Here is a 20,482-nt window from a genome sequence, read left to right as displayed (position 1 = left end):
AGTTTTGAATTACATATTTATTAAATAAGGTTCATATAGACTATTCTACTATAGAACAAGTAGAAAATAAAAAAGTATTTTTGATATTTATTAATTCAACATAAAATCAAGCATTCCCTTTTATTTTTTTAGTTTTTTTTCATTCTTTTATATCTGAATCTTTCAAGTAAAATCCGCCTTATCATTGCAATATTTTGAAAGAGCCGGATACCAAAAGCAAATACGGCTGCGAGATATAAATCTATCCCAAGCTGAACCCCCACAAACACTAATAGTGCCGCTAATGAGATGTTCGTAAAAAAACCTGTTACAAATATTTGCTCATCAAATTTTTCCTCCAGATGAGATCGGATTCCACCAATTAGTGTATCAAATGCTGCCAAAACGGCAACGGCTAAATAACTGGCATATAATTCAGGGATTCGTATATCCGTCAGTAATCCTAAAACAACTCCTATGATTAAAAAAAGTAAAGTTAACCACATGCTTTAATTGCCACCCTCTTCAGTTTCTGCAGAACGAATGTATTCGAAATCAATACGCTGCTGATAGGCAGGTAACGTTATGTGAAAATCCAGTTGATAGTTTATCCCTAAATTCTCAACAGCAAAATAATCGTTCACTTTGCTTACTTCCATATATTCAATAAGCTCCCTTGCATCCTCAGCTAAGACGAATATTTCAACTGGAACTGCAGGAATGGGGCGATTATTGACGTAGGTTTGCCCATTAACATCCCTTATTGGTGATGTCTGAATGATTCTTTCATTTTCAATGGCGATATCCTTTGCTCCGTAGGTATTCAGTTCATTAAACAGTCTTTGAAGCAACTCGGGCGGGATTTCCGGGTATTTCTGTACACGATCCGAATCTGCCATAATCGGCTCAATCGTAATTTTGATCCCCTCTCCTTGTACTTCGGTTAATCCTGCTCGTTTTCTTAGCGTTTCCACAGATTCTTTTAGTAGTTCAACTTGTTCCTGATTATTCTGATGCTGATATTCATCAAGCCTCTGCTCAGCCTCCCGAATTTGCTGTAACAGACTTTCCTGGATTTCCTGCTTTTCCCGTATTTCAGTTCGAATTTCCCAGGTATCTCTTGAATCCCTTTCCTGATGTGCCTGATTTGACTGAAACAGGATGGCTCCCAAGAGTCCAACCACTAAGGCCGTTAATGCTATTAAAACTTTTCGTTTCAATCCAGACTTACCACCCTTCACTCGAAAAAACTGCATCCATTTGTATATGATCACTTGTTTTTATGTTCACTTCTACATGGTCACTCACCAATTTATCAAGCACACCATTCTGCAGATTCATGCTTGCCTGTAATACCTCAGGATCTCCAATGGCCTGGATAACAAAAGGGGCTGGGTGCTGCTTTCCATCAACGGTTATAACCGGACCTGTACAAGCTATATAGCTGTCACCTAATATCCGCTGTCCATTTATCGCAATTGCATTCGCCCCTGAAGCGAGCAATTCATTTATTACCAGATGCACATGCAGATCATGGACAATATAATCATTCACGTTTTCCTCGTTCGGAATATATTCAGCATCACTCAGCGTAACCGAAATCCCTGGCCCTTCTACTGGTACATCCCCGGTAATCAGCTCCAGCTTATTTCTCTCTTCTATGTACGATGCCAGCTGTTTTTCCTGACCGCCTAAATTTTCCTCAAAATCACGGATATCACTTCTTAAGGACTCCAGTTCAGCTCTTAATTCCTTATTCTCCTGGTCAATATTATTTAATTGTGCCTGATATTCCAGTTCTTCCTGAAGCTCTTCATCATTCATACGTATAATCTTAGGTTCTTCGCTGGCTATTTTATAACCCAGGGCTAACAAAAAACCGGCTACAAGGAAAATAAAGGAGAATATGACATGCTTACCCTTCAGTTTCATTCGCATTCTCCCCTTCTTGTTCTGCCTCGTCAGATTCAGCAGGTGTCTCTTCCTGTACCTGGTCATAAGGAACAAAAAATGCTCCTACATCAATATACACAATTCCTTTCTGTTCCGGACTAATTTGAGAGGCAATTGATGGATAGACCTGAATCTTTTCAGAGAAATTTCGAATAGAAGCTACAACTTCTTGTCCATTATTCATATATAACTGAATAGTGTAAGGGTTCGACTCTTTCGGATCCCAATGAATTTCAGAGATCTGTGCTGCTAATGAGGGTTTTACATTGCGAAGCTCCTCCGTCATTTCTTTTAAATACGTACTGTTTTTCTCCCAGCCAATCAGGATAGGAGCATCGCCATTCGGAGTGTCTATCGCACTGTCACTTAAGAACTTGCCATTTTCCAAAATCGGAATAAATTGGCCCTCTCCTTTTACATAGCCCACACGCACATATTCCTCCACAGAAATATGAACGGTTCTTGGAAGGCGACGTTCAATCGATACTTCTTTTATCGCCGGCTGATTGGAAATTTGTTTTTCCATTTGCTCAAATTCCAAATTCCAAATATTGTTTTGATTCGTAATCCCGCTCAGCTTCACAATTTTGGATTCTTCTACAAAATCATTGCCCTTTACTGTAATGTGCTTCACATGACTTAACGGAGATTGAAGGTAAACAATGATGGATATGAGCAAAAAGAAGAGCAACAAGTAAAAAATCAGACGTTTGTTTGCCTTTTTCTTTCTGGCTTCCTTCAGTTTTGGTATGCGATTCTCAATGGATATTACTTTTTTTTCTGCCATTTTACCGTAATCTCCTTAAAACATAATCATCTGCCCAATATCCTTCCTTCTGTGATACAGATGTACGGTAAGAAAATTTCCTCATTTGTAAGCCATTTTAACGTACCACCCGGAAACAGAATATGGGCTTTAATGAGTATTTTCAAAATATCTGAGCCATGAACTCGATTGGAACCTCTTCTGTAATACTGGTTCCTGTCCGGCACCACCCATAAATCACCAGACCCCTAAATGTTTATGGTAGTAAGTTTGGATAATGGTTCATTTATTATGATTTTCCCAACATGCAGGTCATTTAGCTGCTGACAGAATCCCCTCCGTCGGGTATCCTCCTTCGTTCTTGCTTTTTTAACAAAGTGTGACCTATCTTACATTTTATCATTCTTTGTGTAATTTTGTGACATAAACCTAAGCAAATTTCCGTCCTTTATAAATTATTTACGAATAATTTTTATTTGGGAAGGAAATCGACATAGTTCCAGAGTTCCAATCCACAAATCAACTGGTATATAATTTTCTGCATTAAAATAACCAGCTCTTGTTTGAGCTGGTTATCTCTTCAAATTTTAGCATATCTGCTAATATTTAGTAGAATCCCCATTGATAATAAGGTTAAGGTTAATGAGGAACCTCCGTAGCTGATAAACGGAAGGGTAATCCCTGTTACAGGAATCAGCCCTATCACCACGCTGATATTGATAAATACCTGAATGACAATCATTCCTATAATCCCAAGAGCAAGCAGGCTGCCAAATAAATCCTGGGCACCCAGAGCAATTCTTATCCCGCGCCACATGAGTAAGAAAAACAGCAGGATAACAAAGCTTCCTCCTATAAATCCTAACTCTTCTGCCAGGATCGCAAAGATAAAATCATTCTGAGGTTCGGGCAGGTAAAAAAACTTCTGCAGGCTTTGGCCTAATCCCATTCCCATTAAGCCGCCAGGTCCGATCGCATATAAAGACTGAATGATTTGGAAGCCATCTCCCAGCGGATCTTCCCAGGGATTTAAAAAAGCCTGTATCCGGCTGATCCGATACGGAGCGGATAAAATTAGACCGATAAAACCAATAACCCCGATCATACCTAAGCCCATAAAATGAGAAATTTTTCCCCCGGCAATAAATATCATGACAAAACAGGTCCCGACGAGTACCATACCCGTACCAAGATCCGGCTGCAGCATAATGAGACCAAAAGGGACAAAAACCAGTAACATGGCAGGCAGAAACCCCTGCTTAAAGGTCGTAATATATTTTTGATTATCACTCAGAATTTTAGCCATAAAGATGATAAGACCTATTTTCATGAATTCTGAAGGCTGTATACTGAAAGCTCCAATTCCTATCCAGCTTTTTGCCCCATTTCGTTCTAAACCAATACCTGGAATCAGTACGGCAATTAACAGAACAAAGCAAATAATTAAAATCAGATTCGAATATTCACGCCATTTCTGGTAGGGAATATTCATCATGAAATACATGGCGATTAATCCGATTACAGCAAATAGCAGCTGTCGCTTTGCATAGAAAAAAGGATCTTCAAATTTATAAGAGGACCAGATAGCAGATGAGCTATAAACCATAACAACCCCAATGAACAGGAGAGCAAACACAACAATCAGCAGGGTTAAATCCGGCATTTTCTTTTTTCTATGGCTACGGTTCAAAACAAAAAACACCCCCAATTTCCACACCATGGAATTTGGGGCTATATGTAAAACAAGCCCCTACTATAACTTATGCACGGCTCGTACAAACATGTCTCCTCTCTCTTCAAAAGAGCGATATTGATCCCAGCTCGCACACGCTGGAGACAAAAGAACTACATCTCCACTCTCTGATTGGGCATAAGCATGTTGTACCGCTTGTTCTACATTATCGACGATTTTTACATCATGTATTCCTGCCTGATTAGCAGTATTTTTAATTTTTTCCGCCGTTTGTCCAAAAAGGACCATTGACTTCACGTTGTCCAAATACGGAATTAATTCATCAAAGTCATTTCCACGGTCAAGACCGCCAGCCAGCAGTATAATTGGTTGTTTAAAAGCATTTAAAGCACTCGAGGTTGCGAGTATATTCGTAGCTTTTGAATCGTTATAAAAGGTCCGGTTTTCAAATTCCCTGACGAACTGCATCCTGTGTCGTACACCCTGGAAAGTGGTCAATACATTGCGTATGGCTTCAGGAGTAGCACCCATTAATCTGGAGGCAGCTATGGCCGCAAGAATATTTTCAAAGTTATGATCCCCGACGAGTACAATCTCATTTCGTTTGATGATTGGCTCATCTTTAAAATAGACGGTATCCCCGTCAAACCAGACCCCATCCTTACATGGCCGGGTTACCGAAAAAGGAACTTTCCGGGCATTGGTTCGATCGGCCAGCTCTACAACCCTTTCATCATCTAAGTTATATACGGCATAATCATCTTCTGTCTGATTTTCAAATATCTTGGCCTTCGCATTTGCATAGTGACTCATTGTCTTATGATAGTCCAAATGAGCCTCAAAGATATTCAGTAACACTGAGATATTTGCTTTAAAAGTCTGAATGCCCAGCAGCTGGAAAGAGGATAACTCCATGACAAGAATATCGTCCGGGTCACTGTCTCTAGCTACCTCACTTGCTACGGTACCGATATTCCCGGATAATTTTGCCTTTTCTCCACTGCTGCGAAGCATTTCATAAATTAACGTTGTTGTCGTTGTTTTCCCATTGGAGCCCGTTATACCAACAATCGGTCCATCCGTTAATAATCCGGCCAGTTCAATTTCCGTTATCACAGGTATGTTCCGGTGGATCGCTTCTTTGACAATTACATTATCATACGGTATCCCTGGATTCTTAATCACGACTTCTACATCATCCAGAACCGAAAGCGGATGGCCTCCTGTAATCACTTCGATGCCAAAATGCCGCAGCTCCTGTGCTGCCTGATTTTCCTCTTCTTTCTTAAAATCATTCACCCGTACCTTTTTTCCATTCTCCAGCAGGATACGTGCTGCTGCTGCTCCACTTTTGGCTAAACCTAGCACAAGCACTTGTTCATACGGAAACTGTTTTATTGTATTCACGTTAACCACACCTCGATGTAAATTCCTAATGCTGCAAATAATATTCCGACTACCCAGAATGTGGCCACTACCCGCCATTCAGACCAGCCTTTAAGTTCATAGTGATGATGAAGCGGACTCATTTTAAATACTCTTTTGCCCGTTGTCTTAAATGATATGACCTGAATAATCACAGATAAGGTTTCAAGCACAAATACTCCACCAATAATTATGAGTAATAATTCCAATTTCGTTAAAATCGCTATGATAGCAATCGCGCCACCCAGAGCCAGGGAACCTGTATCCCCCATAAACACCTTAGCCGGATGAGCATTAAAGACGAGAAACCCTAACAGTGCTCCTACGATGGATAGAGCAAAAATGGCGACTTCAAATTGAAGGTTGCCATTCCATGCTAAAATACCAAAGGCTCCGAATGCGACTGCAGCTGTACCTGCCAGCAGTCCATCAAGGCCATCGGTTAAGTTCACTGCATTGGATGAACCGACAAGCATAAATAAAATAAAGAGTGCATACCAGACACCTAAATCAACGGTGAAATCCGTACCTGGAATTCCAATGTCCGTAGGGAAACCATGCTCTTTTAAAATGAAATAGACAACGACAGCGATAATAATCTGTCCAATCATTTTTTGTAAGGATGTTAATCCCAGATTCCGCTTTTTCATAATTTTGATAATATCATCTAAAAATCCAATTAAACCGTAACCGACTATCACAAATAAAAGTAAATAAATTTCAAAGTTTACCGGAGAAGGCTTAAATTTAAAAACTATAAAAAGAGCAGTAAACGCAACAGAAATAATGATAATTAAACCGCCCATAGTTGGAGTACCGGCTTTTTTCTGATGGGATTCCGGCCCTTCCTCCCTGATACTCTGACCAAATTTTAAACGACGTAGGAAAGGAATTAAAATTGGTGATATTAGTACTGCTATTAAAAATGATACAGCTATGGTGATTAACAATATAGTTTGTGACATTATCTGAGTTCCTCCCTCTTCACTGCGGACACCTAATTCGTTATTTCTTCAATAACCTTTTCTAATTTCATCCCTCTCGAACCTTTGAACAGGATGATGGTTTCCGGTTTCAGGTCATTCCGCAGCTGTTCAATAAGCCCTTCTTTCGTGTTAAACGAATAAGCTTCCACACGATTTTCCTCTCTCTTTCTTAAGGACTCAACCATTTCCTTACTTTCTTCCCCATAAGTATACAGGATATCAATCGGTGGATAAATGACATCTGCGACCGAACGATGAATCTTTTTGGAAAACGCTCCGAGTTCTAAAATATCCCCTAAAACCAGGATCTTCCTTTTCGCATCCATTTCTTTAATAACATTGATAGATGCCTTCATTGACGTCGCAGATGCGTTATAAGCGTCATTGATGATTTCCGTTCCTTCTGTTGTTTTTATTTTTTCAAATCGCATTCCCGTTAATTCAACTTGTTGCAACCCTGATTCGATTTGACTTTTATCCAAACCAAGGATTTTTGCTGTCACGATTGCAAATGTAGCATTTTTAGCTTGATGCCTGCCTAATGCCGGGATGGAATAGGGATGATTCTCCACTTCAAATGTGGTTTCTTCATTCGAAAGCTGGATCGATTTGATTACGTAATCATTATCTGTGCCTTCTCCGATCCGGTAACTTCTCGTTTTGCGTGCAACAGGATCTAATAAAGGTTCATCCCCATCAATCAGCAAACAGCCATCCTGCTTTAATCCTTCGACAATTTCACTTTTTGCCTTCGCAATCCCTTCACGGGAGCCCAGATATTCAATATGGGATTCCCCTATATTTGTAATCATCGCTATATCCGGCTGAGCAATATTGGTTAAGACTTCGATTTCCCCAAAATGATTCATTCCCATTTCCAAAATTAATGCTTCCGTATCAGGAGGCATTTGCAGAATCGATAAAGGAAGTCCGATATGATTATTAAAGTTCCCTTTTGTTTTCCACGTTTTATATTTCTCACTTAGAACATTAGCTGTAAGGTCTTTTGTGGTTGTCTTTCCATTTGAGCCGGTAATCCCGATCACCTTTGGATTTATTTTTAACCGGTAGGCATTCGCTAACCGCTGCATGCCTTCCAGTGTATCCTCAACAAAAAAGAGGGGGAAATCAGCAGGTACGAATTCAGGGACTGATTTCTGTTTATTCCAGAGGGAAGCTGCTGCACCATTTTTTATGGCATCCTTTAAAAATTCATGGCCATCAAAGCGTTCGCCCTCAATGGGTATAAATAATCCAAAGTGGGTATACTGACGACTATCCGTAAAAACATCGTCTATCTGAACCGGGACTGAACCTATTCCTTGGTACTCAGGAAACAGGGATGCAAGCCAATTTGCGGTAAATTTTGCCATTATGAACGCTCCTTTAATTTCTCGTCAATCATATTTGATGCAACTTCCCGATCATCGAAATCAAACCGCTCAGTACCAATTTCCTGATAGGTTTCATGACCCTTTCCGGCGATAATCACGACATCTCCCGGATTACAATATTGAACGGCTCTAGCAATCGCCTGTTTCCGATCTGGTTCTACTTCATAATTCTGTACTTTTAAATCTTCCGTCATGTCCTGAAGAATCTGGTCCGGGTCCTCCGTTCTCGGGTTATCAGAAGTGAAAATGGCCAGATCACTATAGTTGACGGCGACATTTGCCATTTTCGGACGTTTTCCTCTATCCCGGTCCCCGCCGCATCCAACAACAACATAGGTTTTCCCCTCTGTAAATGTTTGCACGGTTTTCACAACGTTTTCTAAGGAATCTGGTGTATGTGCATAATCAACAATAACCCCAAATTTCTGTCCTCGTTGTACAGGTTCAAAACGGCCTGGTACACCGTTTGTTGTGGCAAGGGATGTCTTGATGGTCTCCAGTGGAATATCTGCACTAATGGCCGCACTGCTGGCAGCCAGCATATTATACACACTGAATTCTCCCGCCAATTTACTTTGAATCTGAATTTCTCCAATGGGTGTAATCATATCAAATGTGGTTCCATCCGGACGCAGCATAATATTTTTCGCCTGAACATCGGCACCATCGGATAAACCATAGGAAAGCACCTCATGCGCCGTACTTCTCGAAAGCAGATCGTAGGCATCATCATCATAATTTAAAACAGCCAGCTTTCTGCGAGAATAATATTGATTTCCCATCTGTGCAAATAGCAGACTTTTGGCTCTTAAGTAATCATCCATATTTTTGTGGTAATCTAAATGATCCTGTGAGAGGTTTGTAAAGACAGTGATATCAAAATCCAATCCGTAGACTCTTCCCAGATCAAGAGCGTGTGAGGAGACTTCCATCATCACGGTATTTACATCTTTTTCAACCATCTTATGTAGGTTTTTCTGCAAAAATAATGAATCAGGAGTTGTATTTTTTACAGGATAGGTTTCATCCCCTATCTTCATCTGGATGGTACCAAGCAAACCTGTTTCATGACCGTGATTCCGGAATATTTCGTCAAGCAGATAGGTAAGTGTTGTTTTTCCGTTCGTACCTGTAACTCCAATTAACTGAAATTTTTCACTGGGCTGTTGATAAAACTGATTTGCCAGTTGAGCCAGAGCTTTTACCGAATCATTGACAATGATGACAGGGATGTTCAAAGACAGGGGGCGTTCAGCCACAACTGCACAAGCCCCCTGCATTTCTGCCATTTCTGCAAAATCGTGTCCATCCACGGTAAAGCCATCTATACAAACAAATAAATCATTTGCTTTCACTTGCCGGGAATCCATTTCAATTCCCTCTGCTTCAATATCATGAATATTTTGTTCACATTTGTAAAATTTTAATGGTTTTAGTAATTGTTTTAGTTTCATATTCAATTCGCCTGCCTCGTTTTAAAACATTCGTTTATATTATAGCAAAATTAAGGGTTCTTAACGATGAAAAAATCACTCTTCTTTCTCCGACGAGCCTTCATCTCCTAAAAAGATTCGAATCGTGGAACCCTGCTCTACCATTTTTCCTGCCTGAGGGGACTGTTTAATAATGGTATTTCCTTCCCCTTCTTTATCAACAGAAAGATGAACCAGATATTCCTGCAGATCCTTCGTCGTTCGGCCTACTAAATCAGGCACCTTCACTTTTGGCTGTTCAGGCCACTTATATTCCTTTTCTAAACCATCCGTACGCTCTTCCACATCCATTGCCCGCAGACTGTCTTCAATAATGGTACCAACTATCGGTGCGGTTACAACTCCGCCAAATTGAACGGTGTTTTTCGGATTGTCGATCGCAACATACACAACGATTTCAGGGTCATCTGCGGGAGCAAATCCGATAAAGGAAACAATATGGTTATTGCTTAAATACTGTCCGTTTTCGCCAACTTTTTGTGCTGTACCTGTTTTCCCGCCAACTCGGTATCCATCAACATAAGCCCCTCGACCTGTACCCTTTGCAACTACGCTTTCAAGGGTCTTACGAATTTCCTCTGAGGTGTCATTGGAGATCACCTGTTCTTTTAACGCTGGTTCCGTCTTTTCTACAACCTCTCCGGTTACCGGGTCGAGCCATTCTTTCGCAACAAATGGTTTGTATAAATAGCCCCCATTCACAGCTGCAGACACAGCTGCCACCTGCTGTATAGGGGTTACAGAAACACCCTGGCCAAAAGAAGTTGTGGCAAGCTCTACTGGGCCAACGTCTTCTTCATTAAATAAAATACCGGAGCCTTCTCCGTGCAGATCAATTCCAGTCTTTTTTCCAAACCCAAAATCCTTAATATAGCTGAACAGCTTTTCCTTGCCGACTTTTTCTCCCATGGAAACAAAACCTGGGTTACAGGAGTTTTGGACGACTTCCAAATACGTCTGATGGCCATGTCCCCCATCCTGCCAGCAGCTGATTTTGGCCCCTGATACTTCGATTGAGCCTGTATCATTAAATTTATCCTCCTGCAAATCCACTAACCCCTCTTCCAACGCAGATGCAAGGGTGATAATTTTAAAGGTTGAACCTGGCTCATATGTACTCCATATAGGGAGATTTCGATTGTAAATTTCCGCATCTACTTCTTTATAATTAGCCGGATGGAAGTCAGGGCGACTGTCCATAGCTAAGATTTCACCTGAATCAGGATCCATAGCAATGGCCCAGGCTCCATCAGGATTGTATTTTGACTCCGCTAAATCTAATTCTCTGTCGATAATGGTCTGTATATCTTCATTAATGGTTAATCTTAAGTCTAACCCATCTTCTGGAGCGTTATAATTTTCGGCTATATCTTTGAGTTTATGCCCTTTGTTGTCAGAAAAGAAGGAAAGAGAGCCTTCTTTTCCATTTAATTTGTCATCATAATATAACTCAATACCAGCTAAGCCCTGATTATCAATCCCGGTAAAACCTAAAACATGTGATAGATACTTTCCATGCGGATAGTGTCTTTTAGAGTCTTCCGCAATATATACCCCTTCTAGATTAAGCTCCTGCAGTTTAATCGCTTGATCTTCGGAAATTTTTCTTCCCTCAGGGTGAATAATTTCCACAGATACATTTTTCGTCACATATTCATAAGCTTCCTGAACATCCATATTCAGAACATCCGCCAGCTGTTCTGCTGTAACCTGCGGGTTTTGAATCTGCCGGGGAACAACAGCAACAGTTGGAGCTGAAACATTGCCCACGAGAACCTCCCCGTTTCGATCCAGGATTTCTCCTCTTTCAGGCTTTAATGGAATATCTCTGCTCCATAAATCTTCCGCTTTTTCTGTAATTTCATCCCCGACAATAAACTGAACATAGCCTAATCGAATACACATGACTAAAAAGAAAACCAAAGCAAAAAGAAAAGCAGCGACTAATCGTCTCCGCACAGTAACCTGTGATACACGTTTCACACCGCATCATCCTTTAACACATTTCACTCGTCTTACAAGGCAGGCTTGTATCACAATATATGAACCTAAATCACAAAGTAGAACAGAAAAGCGGAGGAGACATAAAGTGAAACTTCCATCAGTGGGGGGCTTCATCCCACACTGATGGTTAGTTGAGCTTATCAGGAATTTGCTGGCCGTTTTTCCCCCACTTAGCCTTGTTTGGGTTACCCTCAAGACTTCAAGTGGGAGTATTACGGCCAGTTCATGCGTGATAAATAAGGCAGGGACCTTAAATAGGCCCCTGCCTGGCTCATTATCCGGATTCATCTGTTTCTTCCAGGTTTTCTGTGTCGGCATCTGCACGGTCTTCCGTCCCGGATTTTTCATTGTCACTGCCATTTGGCAGCTCCAGCTTAATGCTCAGGTAAGATCCCTTTTTCACATTAGCTCCAGGGTCCACGCTCTGATGAACAACGTACCCATTTCCAATATGCTCAACCTTCAGATCATAAACAGACGCATATTTCAATACTTCACGAAGCGACCAGCCTGTTAAATCCGGGATAACAGCATCGCCATCTGTCAGAAGCATCACGGTACTTTCCGGCAGAACTTTGTTGCCAGCCTGTGGTAACGTCGCTCTTACTTTGTCTCCATTCCCTATGACTTCTGTCTGGACTTTTTGCTTCCCTAAGCTTTGTTTAACAGCTTCTACTGACTGTCCTTTATAGTCAGATAGTTCAATAGAATCAACGGATAGTCCTTTTGTTTTCTTATCTGGAGTAATGTTCAGATAGTGGAGGCTCTTTTCCATAACAGACTTAAAAATATACGACACAGGCTCCGAACCTGCTTCAGTATTCTCCAACTCCGGCTGCTTAACGGCTACATACATCATAAGTTCTGGATCCTCTTTAGGCGCCATTCCTAAAAAGGAAAAGATATAGTTTTCTCTTCCTGTCAAAAATCCGCCATTTTCAGGATCAGGAAGCTGGGCTGTGCCGGTTTTTCCGGCAACAGAATAATCGTCTAATTGATATTCCTGACCTGTTCCGTCTTCACTGGAAATAACAGTCCCAAGCAGGTCTCTAACTTTTTTTGCCGTTTCTGCTTTAATAGGTTCATCAACAACCTGTGGCTTCGTTTCCTTAATCGTTTTACTGTCATCTGCATCCTTCACTTTGGAAATTACATAGGGCTTCATCATTTTCCCATCATTAGCTATAGCGGTCGCACCCTTCATTAATTGAATCGGTGTTAAAGTTGTACTCTGACCAAATGCCGTTCTTACTTTATCAGATGGCCATTTGTAAGTAATCTGTCCTGCTGCCTCACCTGAAAGATCAATTCCTGTTTTCTGATGAAAATCAAATCTTTTTAAATACTCAAGAAATTTTTCCGTACCAAGCTTTTCCCAGACTAGCTTGGATACCGCCACGTTTGAGGAACGGCGAATCCCCTCATCATATGTAATGGTTCCCCATCCTTTTCCCCAGTTATGATCTCTGACCGGTTTTGCTCCATCCATAAATTTATATCTCCCGGATTGAAAGGTTTCATTTCCATTATAAACGCCTGCATCCATAGCTGCGGCAACCGTGAATATTTTCATGGTTGAACCAGGAGCGAAGGGATAAGATACAATGTCATTATACCAATTATCGATATTTTCTCTCGTGTTTGGATTAAAGGTAGGCCGATTTGCCATAGCCAGAACCTCTCCGGTCTCCGGATTCATAACAACAGCCATCATCTGTTTGGGGTTATATTGTTCATAGATATCTGACATTGTATCTTCCAGGAAGGTTTGGATTTTCTGATCAAGAGTTAAGTAGACATTTTCCCCGTCTTGTGGCTGCTTCAGAATTTCATTTGGGTTTAACAGCTTGTTGGCATACTGATCCTGCTGATAGGAAATATATCCATCCTGCCCTGTCAATTGAGAGTTCATAGATTTTTCAATACCTAAAATTCCTTTTAACTTATCCTCTTCCTGCTGAGTAAAACCAATCACATGGGAAGCAAACCGGTCATTCGGGTAATAGCGCTTCTGCCCCTCCTGAAAATAGATTCCCGGCAAATCCAGCTTTTCTATTTCTTCTTTTTTCTCTTCCGTTAAATCCTCACCACTCGCACCAAATTCTACTTGAAAGGCATCCCGTTCCTGTCCGTTTTGGATGACCTCTGCGATTTTATTCGCATCCATTCCCAGAACAGGAGCGAGTTTATTTGCTGTTTTCACAGGATCCTTAACATGCAACGCTTCTTCTGAATTCTTGGAATAATCCTCATCCAGTACAGCATATACTCTATAAGAAGGCCGGTTGTCAGCAAGCACCATACCGGTCCTGTCCAGGATCCGGCCCCGCTCCGCATCTAATGTATAGGAAGCTGTTCTTTGCTTCTCTGCCCATTTATTCAGGTCAACTCCATCGACTTCTCCTGAGGCCTGAATATACATTAAACGGCTGAACAAAAAAACAAATATAATCCCGAATATAACCATAAAAAGGATGGCAAATACGTTTGTGGATGGCAGTTTCTTCATTGTGTGGTTCTCCTTTAACGTACTTTATTTGCCTGTTCTACTTTCGAATTCTGAATTTGAAGGCCATTTTCCTTAGCTACTTGTAAAATACGGCTTGGTTCACTAAGCACCTTTACTTCGGCCTCAAGGTTTTCAACTGTTACTTGTTTCTGGTTTACCTGACTTTGCAGTTCCTGAACGTCCCGGTTCACACTATGAAGATCAGAAGCGTAGGAAATCACAAAAACACTTGCCAGAGCAGTAACGCCTGCGAAAAAGGAATACAGGAACTTTTCCCCTTTAGAAATCCAGCGCTTTTTATGTACCTTCACATGAACCTTGGTCTGTTTTTGCTGTTGTTCTTGTGTTTGATAGGAATCTAAATTACGTGCAAATACTGAAGCCACTATGCATTGCCCCTTTCTTCATATCGAAACTTATCATCCCAGGCTTTTACTTTTTCAGCAATACGCAGTTTAGCCGATCGGGAGCGCCGATTTTCTTCAATTTCCTCCTCAGCTGGAGTAATCGGCTTTCGTGTAATAAGTTCAAACGGTGGTTGCGCCTCTTCCGGAATAATGGGAATATTCTTTGGAATGGGCGGAGGTGTACTCCATTTCTTCATACTTTTTTTACAGATACGGTCTTCCAGAGAATGAAAAGTAATGACTGAAATTCTTCCACCTAAGCTTGTGACTTCTGCTGCCTGATGGAGAGCGTCACGAAAAACGTTTAATTCATTGTTTACGGCAATTCGAATCGCCTGAAATATACGCTTGGCAGGGTGCCCTCCTTTTCTTCTTGCTGCAGCAGGAATCCCTTCTTTAATAATCTCAACCAATTGGGAGGTCGTTTCTATAGGATGTTCCTGTCTTGCCTGTTCGATTTTTCTTGCCACTTGCTTAGAAAACTTCTCTTCCCCATATCTGAAAAAGATCTTTACTAAATTTTCGTATGGCCACGTATTAACCACTTCATAAGCTGACAACGCTTGTGATTGGTCCATGCGCATGTCCAAAGGTGCATCCTGATGATAGCTGAAGCCCCGTTCATCCTGATCTAATTGCGGGGAGGATACACCCAGGTCAAATAGAACCCCATCAACTTCATCGATGCCATTTTCATGCAGTTTCTCCTTCAAGAGTTGGAAATTCGCATGAACAAACAAACATTGTCCTTCATACGCTTTAAGACGGCTTTTAGCAAACTCAAGGGCCTCTATGTCCTGATCAAATGCAACCAGCCTTCCTTCAGGCCCTAAGGCTTGGACGATCTGCTCAGAATGCCCTCCACCTCCTAAGGTACAGTCCACATAAATTCCATCCTGCTTTATATTCAGACCTTCTATTGCTTCATTTTTTAGTACACTGTAATGTTCAAACATTTTAACACCCGCTTTTACCGATGAAGTTTAAATATCAAAATCCATCATGTTTTCTGCAATTTCGGCAAAAGATTCCTCAGATTCCTCAAAGTAAACTTCCCATTTATCCTGTGACCAAATCTCGATTCGATTGGAAACACCAATAATCACACATTCTTTATCTAAGTCCGCATATTTTCTAAGGGGCGATGGAATGTTTATTCTTCCCTGTTTATCTACTTCACATTCAACTGCGCCTGAGAAGAAGAAGCGGGTGAAAGAACGGGCATCTTTTTTTGTAAGGGGAAGTTTTTTCAGCTTCTCTTCCAATTGGCGCCATTCGTCCATGGGATAGGCAAATAGACATTTATCAAGACCGCGGGTGATGATGAAGCCTTCACCTAATTCTTCACGGAATTTGGCAGGCATGATAATACGGCCTTTTGAGTCGATATTATGTTGAAATTCCCCCATGAACATATACATCGCCCCCACTTTCTGATTATAGTGTACCACAATCCCCCACTTTCCTCCACATGAATTTTTAACTTTGTGCAAATCGATTGATGGATTTAAAATATAAATAGGCAGCTTAAACAGGGAGCTGACGCTAAGGAATCTGTTGAAGAACTGGCTGAAAGGCTGTGAAAACAAGAAAAAAGACCTACCTCATAAAAGGCAGATCTTTCTTATCATTGGTCGATTCGTATTTTTCATCCCAGGTGGTGGAAGGTGGGGGATTTTCTGTTTATTTATAAATAAAGGGCATAATGGGACTGTTCCCAATCCATTTCTTTGTCCATAAGTTCGTGAATCCAATCCTCCCCATATGTATTGATCCAATACAGAACATTCCAGGTTCGCTCCTGCAGGCCACCTTCAGGATAAAGGAACAGCTCTAAATCATTAAATTTCTGCACCGTTTCCTGATGTTTCATTCTTATCGAGTAGTCAATCCGTTGTTCCAGGTACTCGACCTCTCTTAATATATGGGTAAGATTTTTGTCAGCCATCTGAGCCACATCGTCTCCAGCTTCCTTAGCGATGTCACGTAATGGTTCATGAACTTTTTCAATCGTTAATTTAACCTGATCGCTAACCTCTTCTAAAGGAGCATGGGTTTGCCGTTTAAGCCATGCAATCCGCTCCACATCAACGCCATTCGGAATGACATGATCAACAGATAAAGAAAGAGACCGTAATGTTTTCTCACGCTTCGGATCAATTAAGGTAAAAGATAACCGTGGGAGGACTGGTGGAACTTTAAGCTCCAACGCCTCAAATCCTGCTTTTAAAAGGGACCAGTAGGCAACCTCTCCCCCGCCTCCAACAAAGGCCAGGACAGGCAGCAGAAGCTCCTGCATCATCGGTCTGGTTACAACATTATTGCTCAACAATTCCGGGGAATTTTCAGCGATTTCCCTTATTTCATCTTCCGTAAGCGAACACTCACCGTTTTTCCCGCTCCAGCCGCCTTCATTTACAGTAAGCAATACCCTTTCCCCATTGTGATGATAGAATAAATGGCCATCGGTATTGTCAGCATCTACCGGAATGGTATACCCTGATTGGCTGGTCTGGTGGAGTGCTTCTGCAACTCCTGAGGCTATTTCAGGCTGATGCGTCATCATCGACTGAAAATATTCACCTTCTAACGCACGAATTTCCTGATCGCCAGAATCAAGGAGAACAAGTCCTTCATCCCGGAACAAAGCAAAGGTGACCTGTGCAAAAAAATCGACGAACGTTTCACTATGTTTGATCAGCTCTTTTAATTTTTTGTGCAGTTCCTTCGTGTATTGGGTTTCCTTAAGGTTTACAAACAAATTATCCAGCCATTGCCCGGTGACTTCCTGATCAAGCTTCATGTGAGATACCGATTTTTTCCCTTCCTGTTGTTGCAGGGTTCTGAATTTTTTCATTCGATCATCGCGGGGAAGATATACATGATTAATCTCTTCGTAATCATGATCCTCACCTGCAATCCAAAACAGCGGTATAACTGGTACACCCAGGGCTTCTTCCTGTTCACGTGCAAGTTTAATAATGCTGATCATTTTATGTATGGAATATAATGGCCCGGTCAGTAAGCCTGCCTGTTGTCCGCCCACTACCGTAACACTTTTTTCATCCTTCAGGCGTTCAATATTGGAAAGGGTCCTTTCTCCTGCTCCCCATTTCTGATTGCACTTCTTCAGCACGTCACTAAGTTCTTCACGCTTATATTTCATCGCAGCAATATCCTTTAACCGCTGCGCAAACACTTTTTTATCAAATGGATCATAATGGAAATACTGCAAAATATTCTGTTTACGATTCCTGTAATCCGTTACGAGTTTCGATTGATTCTCAAGTGAAATCGGCTTGACTCTCATACATCCTTCTCCTTTTGACTGCCAGATTAATGCATCTTTTGTTATTGTAACGAAAACGGCTTCCTGTTGCATCTCTTCTGTTTAGTCAGATAATGATCCGATAAATAATTCCATAAACAACGCCAAAAAGGTATAAAAAACTGAAAATAAAAAAGGATACTCTCCAGAATCGCTTGAAAACGGTTCTTAAAATAATCTCCTGTTGATATTTCCACTGTAAAAAAACAAATAATGCAAGAAGAAAAATCATAAAGACAATGATCCACCAGAATATATTCATATTGATTCCCATCTGGAAACTGAAGGTAACAGATAGAATCAAAATAAAGGTTGTCATATCTGCACTGGTTCTTACTGCCTTTCTATCATTGTTCGTCGTTCTTTTGATTAGATAATAGCTGAAGATAAAAACCAGAAATGGCACAGTGGTGATTGTCGCGACGATAATGGCGATCATATCAATCAAAGGACTCCCTCCCTGACCGTTCCTTTGCCTTAATTCCGTTATAGACAAAAGAGGTATACGAATTTTGAGAGCCCTTACTCAGAATATAACCACTTATGGTATCAATTTCAGAGGGCTTTCCACGCCGAATATCCTCTCTCATGGAAGAGGAATTCAGCTTTGTTCGGTCAGCCACACTTTGTACATACTCCCAATTTTGACCAAACTCCAGCTCCAGCACCTGACAGGTCTCTTCACATAAGCCTTTCGCCAGGTGGTTTAAATAGGGATTGGTAAGAATCTCCCCATTTTGAACATCAAATAGGGCTGTCAGTGGATTTATGGCGGCATTAACCACCAGCTTTTGTTTTAACAGGTTTACAGGGTCGTCATGATAAAGCCAGGGAAATTCGTGGGTATGTAAGGCCTTTAACATATCCTGAAGGAGTGTTTCCTCCCGTTTTTCAATGACCCCTGCCTGAACGCTTCCTTTTCCTGTATGTATAACAGTATGGTCATTAATACGCTTAGCTCCGTGATCTAAAACAGCAACAAAAACAGTCCGCTGCATACAGGAGATCACATCAACATGTGCCATACCATTTTGGATAAAAAGCACAGGTTTCTGAGTATCTGCTTTTTCTTCCAACATCTGCAAAACATCCGCCAGCTGCGGGTATTTGACACAGACCATATAGAAGTCATGCCTGTCCAGGACTTCCAGCTTTTCGGCATTTACCCGAAAGGACTTGTGGGGGGTGTGCTGGGAATCATGTAATACTATACCTTTTCTGAGGATCTGATCTTTCTGCTCGTCCCTGCGCACATAGCAGGTAACCTGATGGTCTTTGGCCAGATAAGCGGCCAGCAATAGTCCTATTGAACCTGCACCGATAATCCCGATATCCATATCTGTCCCCCTCCTTTTCTCCTGTACATTTTACCAGACTTTTTTCCTGGTGTTTAAAGTTTTTCAGTTTTTTGAACATTTATATTATTAAACATTTTGTTTCGGTCCATTTTATATTATAATAAAGGTATAAACCATTAGGGGTTAGGGGGATTAGAAAAATGAAAACGGTTAAAGTAGAACGATTATTAATTAATTATAAAACACTGGAAGAATTTAAACGCTTTAAAGAATACGGGATTCAGGAATTATCTATGCTGGAAGATTTGGAAAACAATATGGTGGAAAATAATAGTGAATCCCCTTTTTACGGGATCTATTACGGAAACTCACTCGTAGCAAGAATGAGTTTGTATCGAATTGATAAAAAGTATGATGAATATTTTGAACCACCACAGGATTATCTCGAACTCTGGAAATTAGAAGTACTCTACGATTATCGTGGAAAGGGGTTAGGCCGGGAACTTGTTGATTTTGCCAAAAGCTTCAAACTCCCAATTAAAACAAATCCTCGCATTAATTCACATAGCTTCTGGGAGAAAATGGGCTTTCAAAAGGTTCACTACGATATGGAGCGTGACTTAGGTGAAAACCCATTAATTTGGCTGCCAGATGGTGTAGAAGAACAAAATCGGACTCAGTAATCCTGTCCGGATACTGATGAAATGAACGAAAGGCAAGGCTTATATCATTCAGCCTTGCCTTTCATCACTCTCAGACGAAACCGTTTCCCATATGGTCATAATCTGTCTAAGTGCCTCTTCATATTTCTCAATTTTTTTACGCAGTATTTCATTTTCCCGGGCGATCTCCTGCATCCGCTCATCAACGATATCTGATGAGCTCGTACTGATTTCATAAGTCTGCTTTATTTTTTTCAGCAAATCAATGGCTTCATCAAATTCAAATGGCTGTTCCTGCGAGGAGTTGTTCTCTTCTGAAGCTTTCGGGGAGGCTTTTTTTCTTCGCTCTTTTTTTGCTAAAAGAATTTCCTGATCATATTGCTTCCTGACTGTGGCATTCCAGCGAAACCCGCAGGCTGCTGAAGTTCTGGATAATTGTCTGGCTACCTCTTCAAAAGCTTCAAGTTGAGTTCTGCCATCGCGTATAAATTGGAGAACTGTTTCTGCCAACTGTCTATCTTCATCCTCTGTCCAGGCATCCTGTCTATTATGGACCATTCTATCCCTCCTATTTCTTTTACTATC

At 41.1% G+C, this 20,482-nt stretch carries 19 protein-coding genes and 1 pseudogene; 1 reads left to right on the top strand and 19 read right to left on the bottom strand.

Annotation, left to right across the window (positions count from 1 at the left end):
* Positions 1-128: 128 nt before the first annotated feature.
* From ABD006_RS11145 to ABD006_RS11060, 18 genes and pseudogenes are all read right to left on the bottom strand, one after another.
* Positions 129-485, bottom strand: coding sequence for a small basic family protein (locus ABD006_RS11145; protein ID WP_343840930.1), 357 nt, complete (start codon positions 483-485; stop codon positions 129-131).
* A gap of 3 nt (positions 486-488) precedes the next feature.
* The gene (locus ABD006_RS11140) at positions 489-1,199 is read right to left on the bottom strand and encodes a DUF881 domain-containing protein (RefSeq protein ID WP_343840928.1); all 711 of its coding nucleotides are present in this window, start codon (positions 1,197-1,199) and stop codon (positions 489-491) included.
* Positions 1,200-1,206: 7 nt separating this feature from the next.
* Complete coding sequence (locus ABD006_RS11135) at positions 1,207-1,911, bottom strand: DUF881 domain-containing protein (RefSeq protein ID WP_343840926.1); 705 nt, start codon at positions 1,909-1,911, stop codon at positions 1,207-1,209.
* On the bottom strand, positions 1,895-2,719 hold the full coding sequence (locus ABD006_RS11130) for a cell division protein FtsQ/DivIB (protein ID WP_343840923.1): 825 nt from the start codon (positions 2,717-2,719) through the stop codon (positions 1,895-1,897). The genes ABD006_RS11135 and ABD006_RS11130 overlap by 17 nt, the downstream gene beginning before the upstream one ends.
* Before the next feature lie 43 nt (positions 2,720-2,762).
* Positions 2,763-2,880: pseudogene (locus ABD006_RS11125) on the bottom strand (UDP-N-acetylmuramate dehydrogenase); the annotation flags it as partial.
* 398 nt (positions 2,881-3,278) lie between these two features.
* On the bottom strand, positions 3,279-4,361 hold the full coding sequence (gene spoVE, locus ABD006_RS11120; RefSeq protein ID WP_343841516.1) for a stage V sporulation protein E: 1,083 nt from the start codon (positions 4,359-4,361) through the stop codon (positions 3,279-3,281).
* A gap of 90 nt (positions 4,362-4,451) precedes the next feature.
* Entirely contained in the window at positions 4,452-5,798 is a 1,347-nt protein-coding gene (gene murD, locus ABD006_RS11115) for a UDP-N-acetylmuramoyl-L-alanine--D-glutamate ligase (RefSeq protein WP_343840920.1), read from the bottom strand.
* Positions 5,795-6,781 (bottom strand): phospho-N-acetylmuramoyl-pentapeptide-transferase, encoded by a 987-nt coding sequence (gene mraY, locus ABD006_RS11110; RefSeq protein ID WP_343840918.1) that lies wholly within the window; start codon positions 6,779-6,781, stop codon positions 5,795-5,797. Before mraY ends, murD begins: the two co-directional genes overlap by 4 nt.
* Before the next feature lie 32 nt (positions 6,782-6,813).
* On the bottom strand, positions 6,814-8,175 hold the full coding sequence (locus ABD006_RS11105; protein ID WP_343840915.1) for a UDP-N-acetylmuramoyl-tripeptide--D-alanyl-D-alanine ligase: 1,362 nt from the start codon (positions 8,173-8,175) through the stop codon (positions 6,814-6,816).
* Positions 8,175-9,650: a UDP-N-acetylmuramoyl-L-alanyl-D-glutamate--2,6-diaminopimelate ligase gene (locus tag ABD006_RS11100; RefSeq protein WP_343840912.1), complete on the bottom strand. Its 1,476-nt coding sequence runs from the start codon at positions 9,648-9,650 to the stop codon at positions 8,175-8,177. Before ABD006_RS11100 ends, ABD006_RS11105 begins: the two co-directional genes overlap by 1 nt.
* Positions 9,651-9,725: 75 nt before the next feature.
* Positions 9,726-11,672, bottom strand: a complete 1,947-nt coding sequence (locus tag ABD006_RS11095) for a stage V sporulation protein D (RefSeq protein ID WP_343840909.1) — start codon at positions 11,670-11,672, stop codon at positions 9,726-9,728.
* A gap of 295 nt (positions 11,673-11,967) precedes the next feature.
* A complete protein-coding gene (locus tag ABD006_RS11090) occupies positions 11,968-14,202 on the bottom strand; it encodes a penicillin-binding protein (protein ID WP_343840906.1) in 2,235 nt (744 codons plus the stop codon).
* Between the two features lie 14 nt (positions 14,203-14,216).
* A complete protein-coding gene (ftsL, locus tag ABD006_RS11085; RefSeq protein ID WP_343840904.1) occupies positions 14,217-14,588 on the bottom strand; it encodes a cell division protein FtsL in 372 nt (123 codons plus the stop codon).
* On the bottom strand, positions 14,588-15,565 hold the full coding sequence (rsmH, locus tag ABD006_RS11080; protein ID WP_343840902.1) for a 16S rRNA (cytosine(1402)-N(4))-methyltransferase RsmH: 978 nt from the start codon (positions 15,563-15,565) through the stop codon (positions 14,588-14,590). The genes ftsL and rsmH overlap by 1 nt, the downstream gene beginning before the upstream one ends.
* 27 nt (positions 15,566-15,592) lie before the next feature.
* Complete coding sequence (gene mraZ, locus ABD006_RS11075; protein ID WP_343840900.1) at positions 15,593-16,024, bottom strand: division/cell wall cluster transcriptional repressor MraZ; 432 nt, start codon at positions 16,022-16,024, stop codon at positions 15,593-15,595.
* Between the two features lie 272 nt (positions 16,025-16,296).
* A complete protein-coding gene (gene bshC, locus ABD006_RS11070; protein ID WP_343840898.1) occupies positions 16,297-17,919 on the bottom strand; it encodes a bacillithiol biosynthesis cysteine-adding enzyme BshC in 1,623 nt (540 codons plus the stop codon).
* An 85-nt stretch (positions 17,920-18,004) separates the two neighbouring features.
* The gene (locus ABD006_RS11065; RefSeq protein ID WP_343841512.1) at positions 18,005-18,376 is read right to left on the bottom strand and encodes a DUF3397 domain-containing protein; all 372 of its coding nucleotides are present in this window, start codon (positions 18,374-18,376) and stop codon (positions 18,005-18,007) included.
* 1 nt (position 18,377) lies between these two features.
* The gene (locus ABD006_RS11060; protein WP_343840895.1) at positions 18,378-19,274 is read right to left on the bottom strand and encodes a 2-dehydropantoate 2-reductase; all 897 of its coding nucleotides are present in this window, start codon (positions 19,272-19,274) and stop codon (positions 18,378-18,380) included.
* A 161-nt stretch (positions 19,275-19,435) separates the two neighbouring features.
* Between ABD006_RS11060 and ABD006_RS11055 the strand changes: the two genes are divergently transcribed.
* Positions 19,436-19,918 carry an N-acetyltransferase gene (locus ABD006_RS11055; protein WP_343840893.1) on the top strand — a complete coding sequence of 161 codons (483 nt, stop codon included), beginning with the start codon at positions 19,436-19,438 and terminating at the stop codon, positions 19,916-19,918.
* A gap of 48 nt (positions 19,919-19,966) precedes the next feature.
* On the opposite strand, the gene ABD006_RS11050 is transcribed toward ABD006_RS11055, so the two are convergent.
* A complete protein-coding gene (locus tag ABD006_RS11050; protein ID WP_343840892.1) occupies positions 19,967-20,455 on the bottom strand; it encodes an RsfA family transcriptional regulator in 489 nt (162 codons plus the stop codon).
* Positions 20,456-20,482: the final 27 nt, after the last annotated feature.

Source organism: Salinibacillus aidingensis (genome assembly GCF_039522525.1).
Lineage (GTDB): Bacteria > Bacillota > Bacilli > Bacillales > Alkalibacillaceae > Salinibacillus > Salinibacillus aidingensis.
This window is presented reverse-complemented; position numbering and strand designations above follow the sequence as displayed.

Coding starts and splice junctions, on each gene's coding strand:
- ABD006_RS11130 (WP_343840923.1), bottom strand. CDS start 2,719: ATGGCAGAAAAAAAAGTAATATCCATTGAGAATCGCATACCAAAACTG.
- ABD006_RS11060 (WP_343840895.1), bottom strand. CDS start 19,274: ATGGATATCGGGATTATCGGTGCAGGTTCAATAGGACTATTGCTGGCC.
- ABD006_RS11145 (WP_343840930.1), bottom strand. CDS start 485: ATGTGGTTAACTTTACTTTTTTTAATCATAGGAGTTGTTTTAGGATTA.
- ABD006_RS11105 (WP_343840915.1), bottom strand. CDS start 8,175: ATGGCAAAATTTACCGCAAATTGGCTTGCATCCCTGTTTCCTGAGTAC.
- ABD006_RS11135 (WP_343840926.1), bottom strand. CDS start 1,911: ATGAAACTGAAGGGTAAGCATGTCATATTCTCCTTTATTTTCCTTGTA.
- mraZ (WP_343840900.1), bottom strand. CDS start 16,024: ATGTTCATGGGGGAATTTCAACATAATATCGACTCAAAAGGCCGTATT.
- ABD006_RS11065 (WP_343841512.1), bottom strand. CDS start 18,376: ATGATCGCCATTATCGTCGCGACAATCACCACTGTGCCATTTCTGGTT.
- rsmH (WP_343840902.1), bottom strand. CDS start 15,565: ATGTTTGAACATTACAGTGTACTAAAAAATGAAGCAATAGAAGGTCTG.
- mraY (WP_343840918.1), bottom strand. CDS start 6,781: ATGTCACAAACTATATTGTTAATCACCATAGCTGTATCATTTTTAATA.
- ABD006_RS11100 (WP_343840912.1), bottom strand. CDS start 9,650: ATGAAACTAAAACAATTACTAAAACCATTAAAATTTTACAAATGTGAA.
- bshC (WP_343840898.1), bottom strand. CDS start 17,919: ATGAGAGTCAAGCCGATTTCACTTGAGAATCAATCGAAACTCGTAACG.
- ABD006_RS11090 (WP_343840906.1), bottom strand. CDS start 14,202: ATGAAGAAACTGCCATCCACAAACGTATTTGCCATCCTTTTTATGGTT.
- ABD006_RS11050 (WP_343840892.1), bottom strand. CDS start 20,455: ATGGTCCATAATAGACAGGATGCCTGGACAGAGGATGAAGATAGACAG.
- ABD006_RS11055 (WP_343840893.1), top strand. CDS start 19,436: ATGAAAACGGTTAAAGTAGAACGATTATTAATTAATTATAAAACACTG.
- spoVE (WP_343841516.1), bottom strand. CDS start 4,361: ATGCCGGATTTAACCCTGCTGATTGTTGTGTTTGCTCTCCTGTTCATT.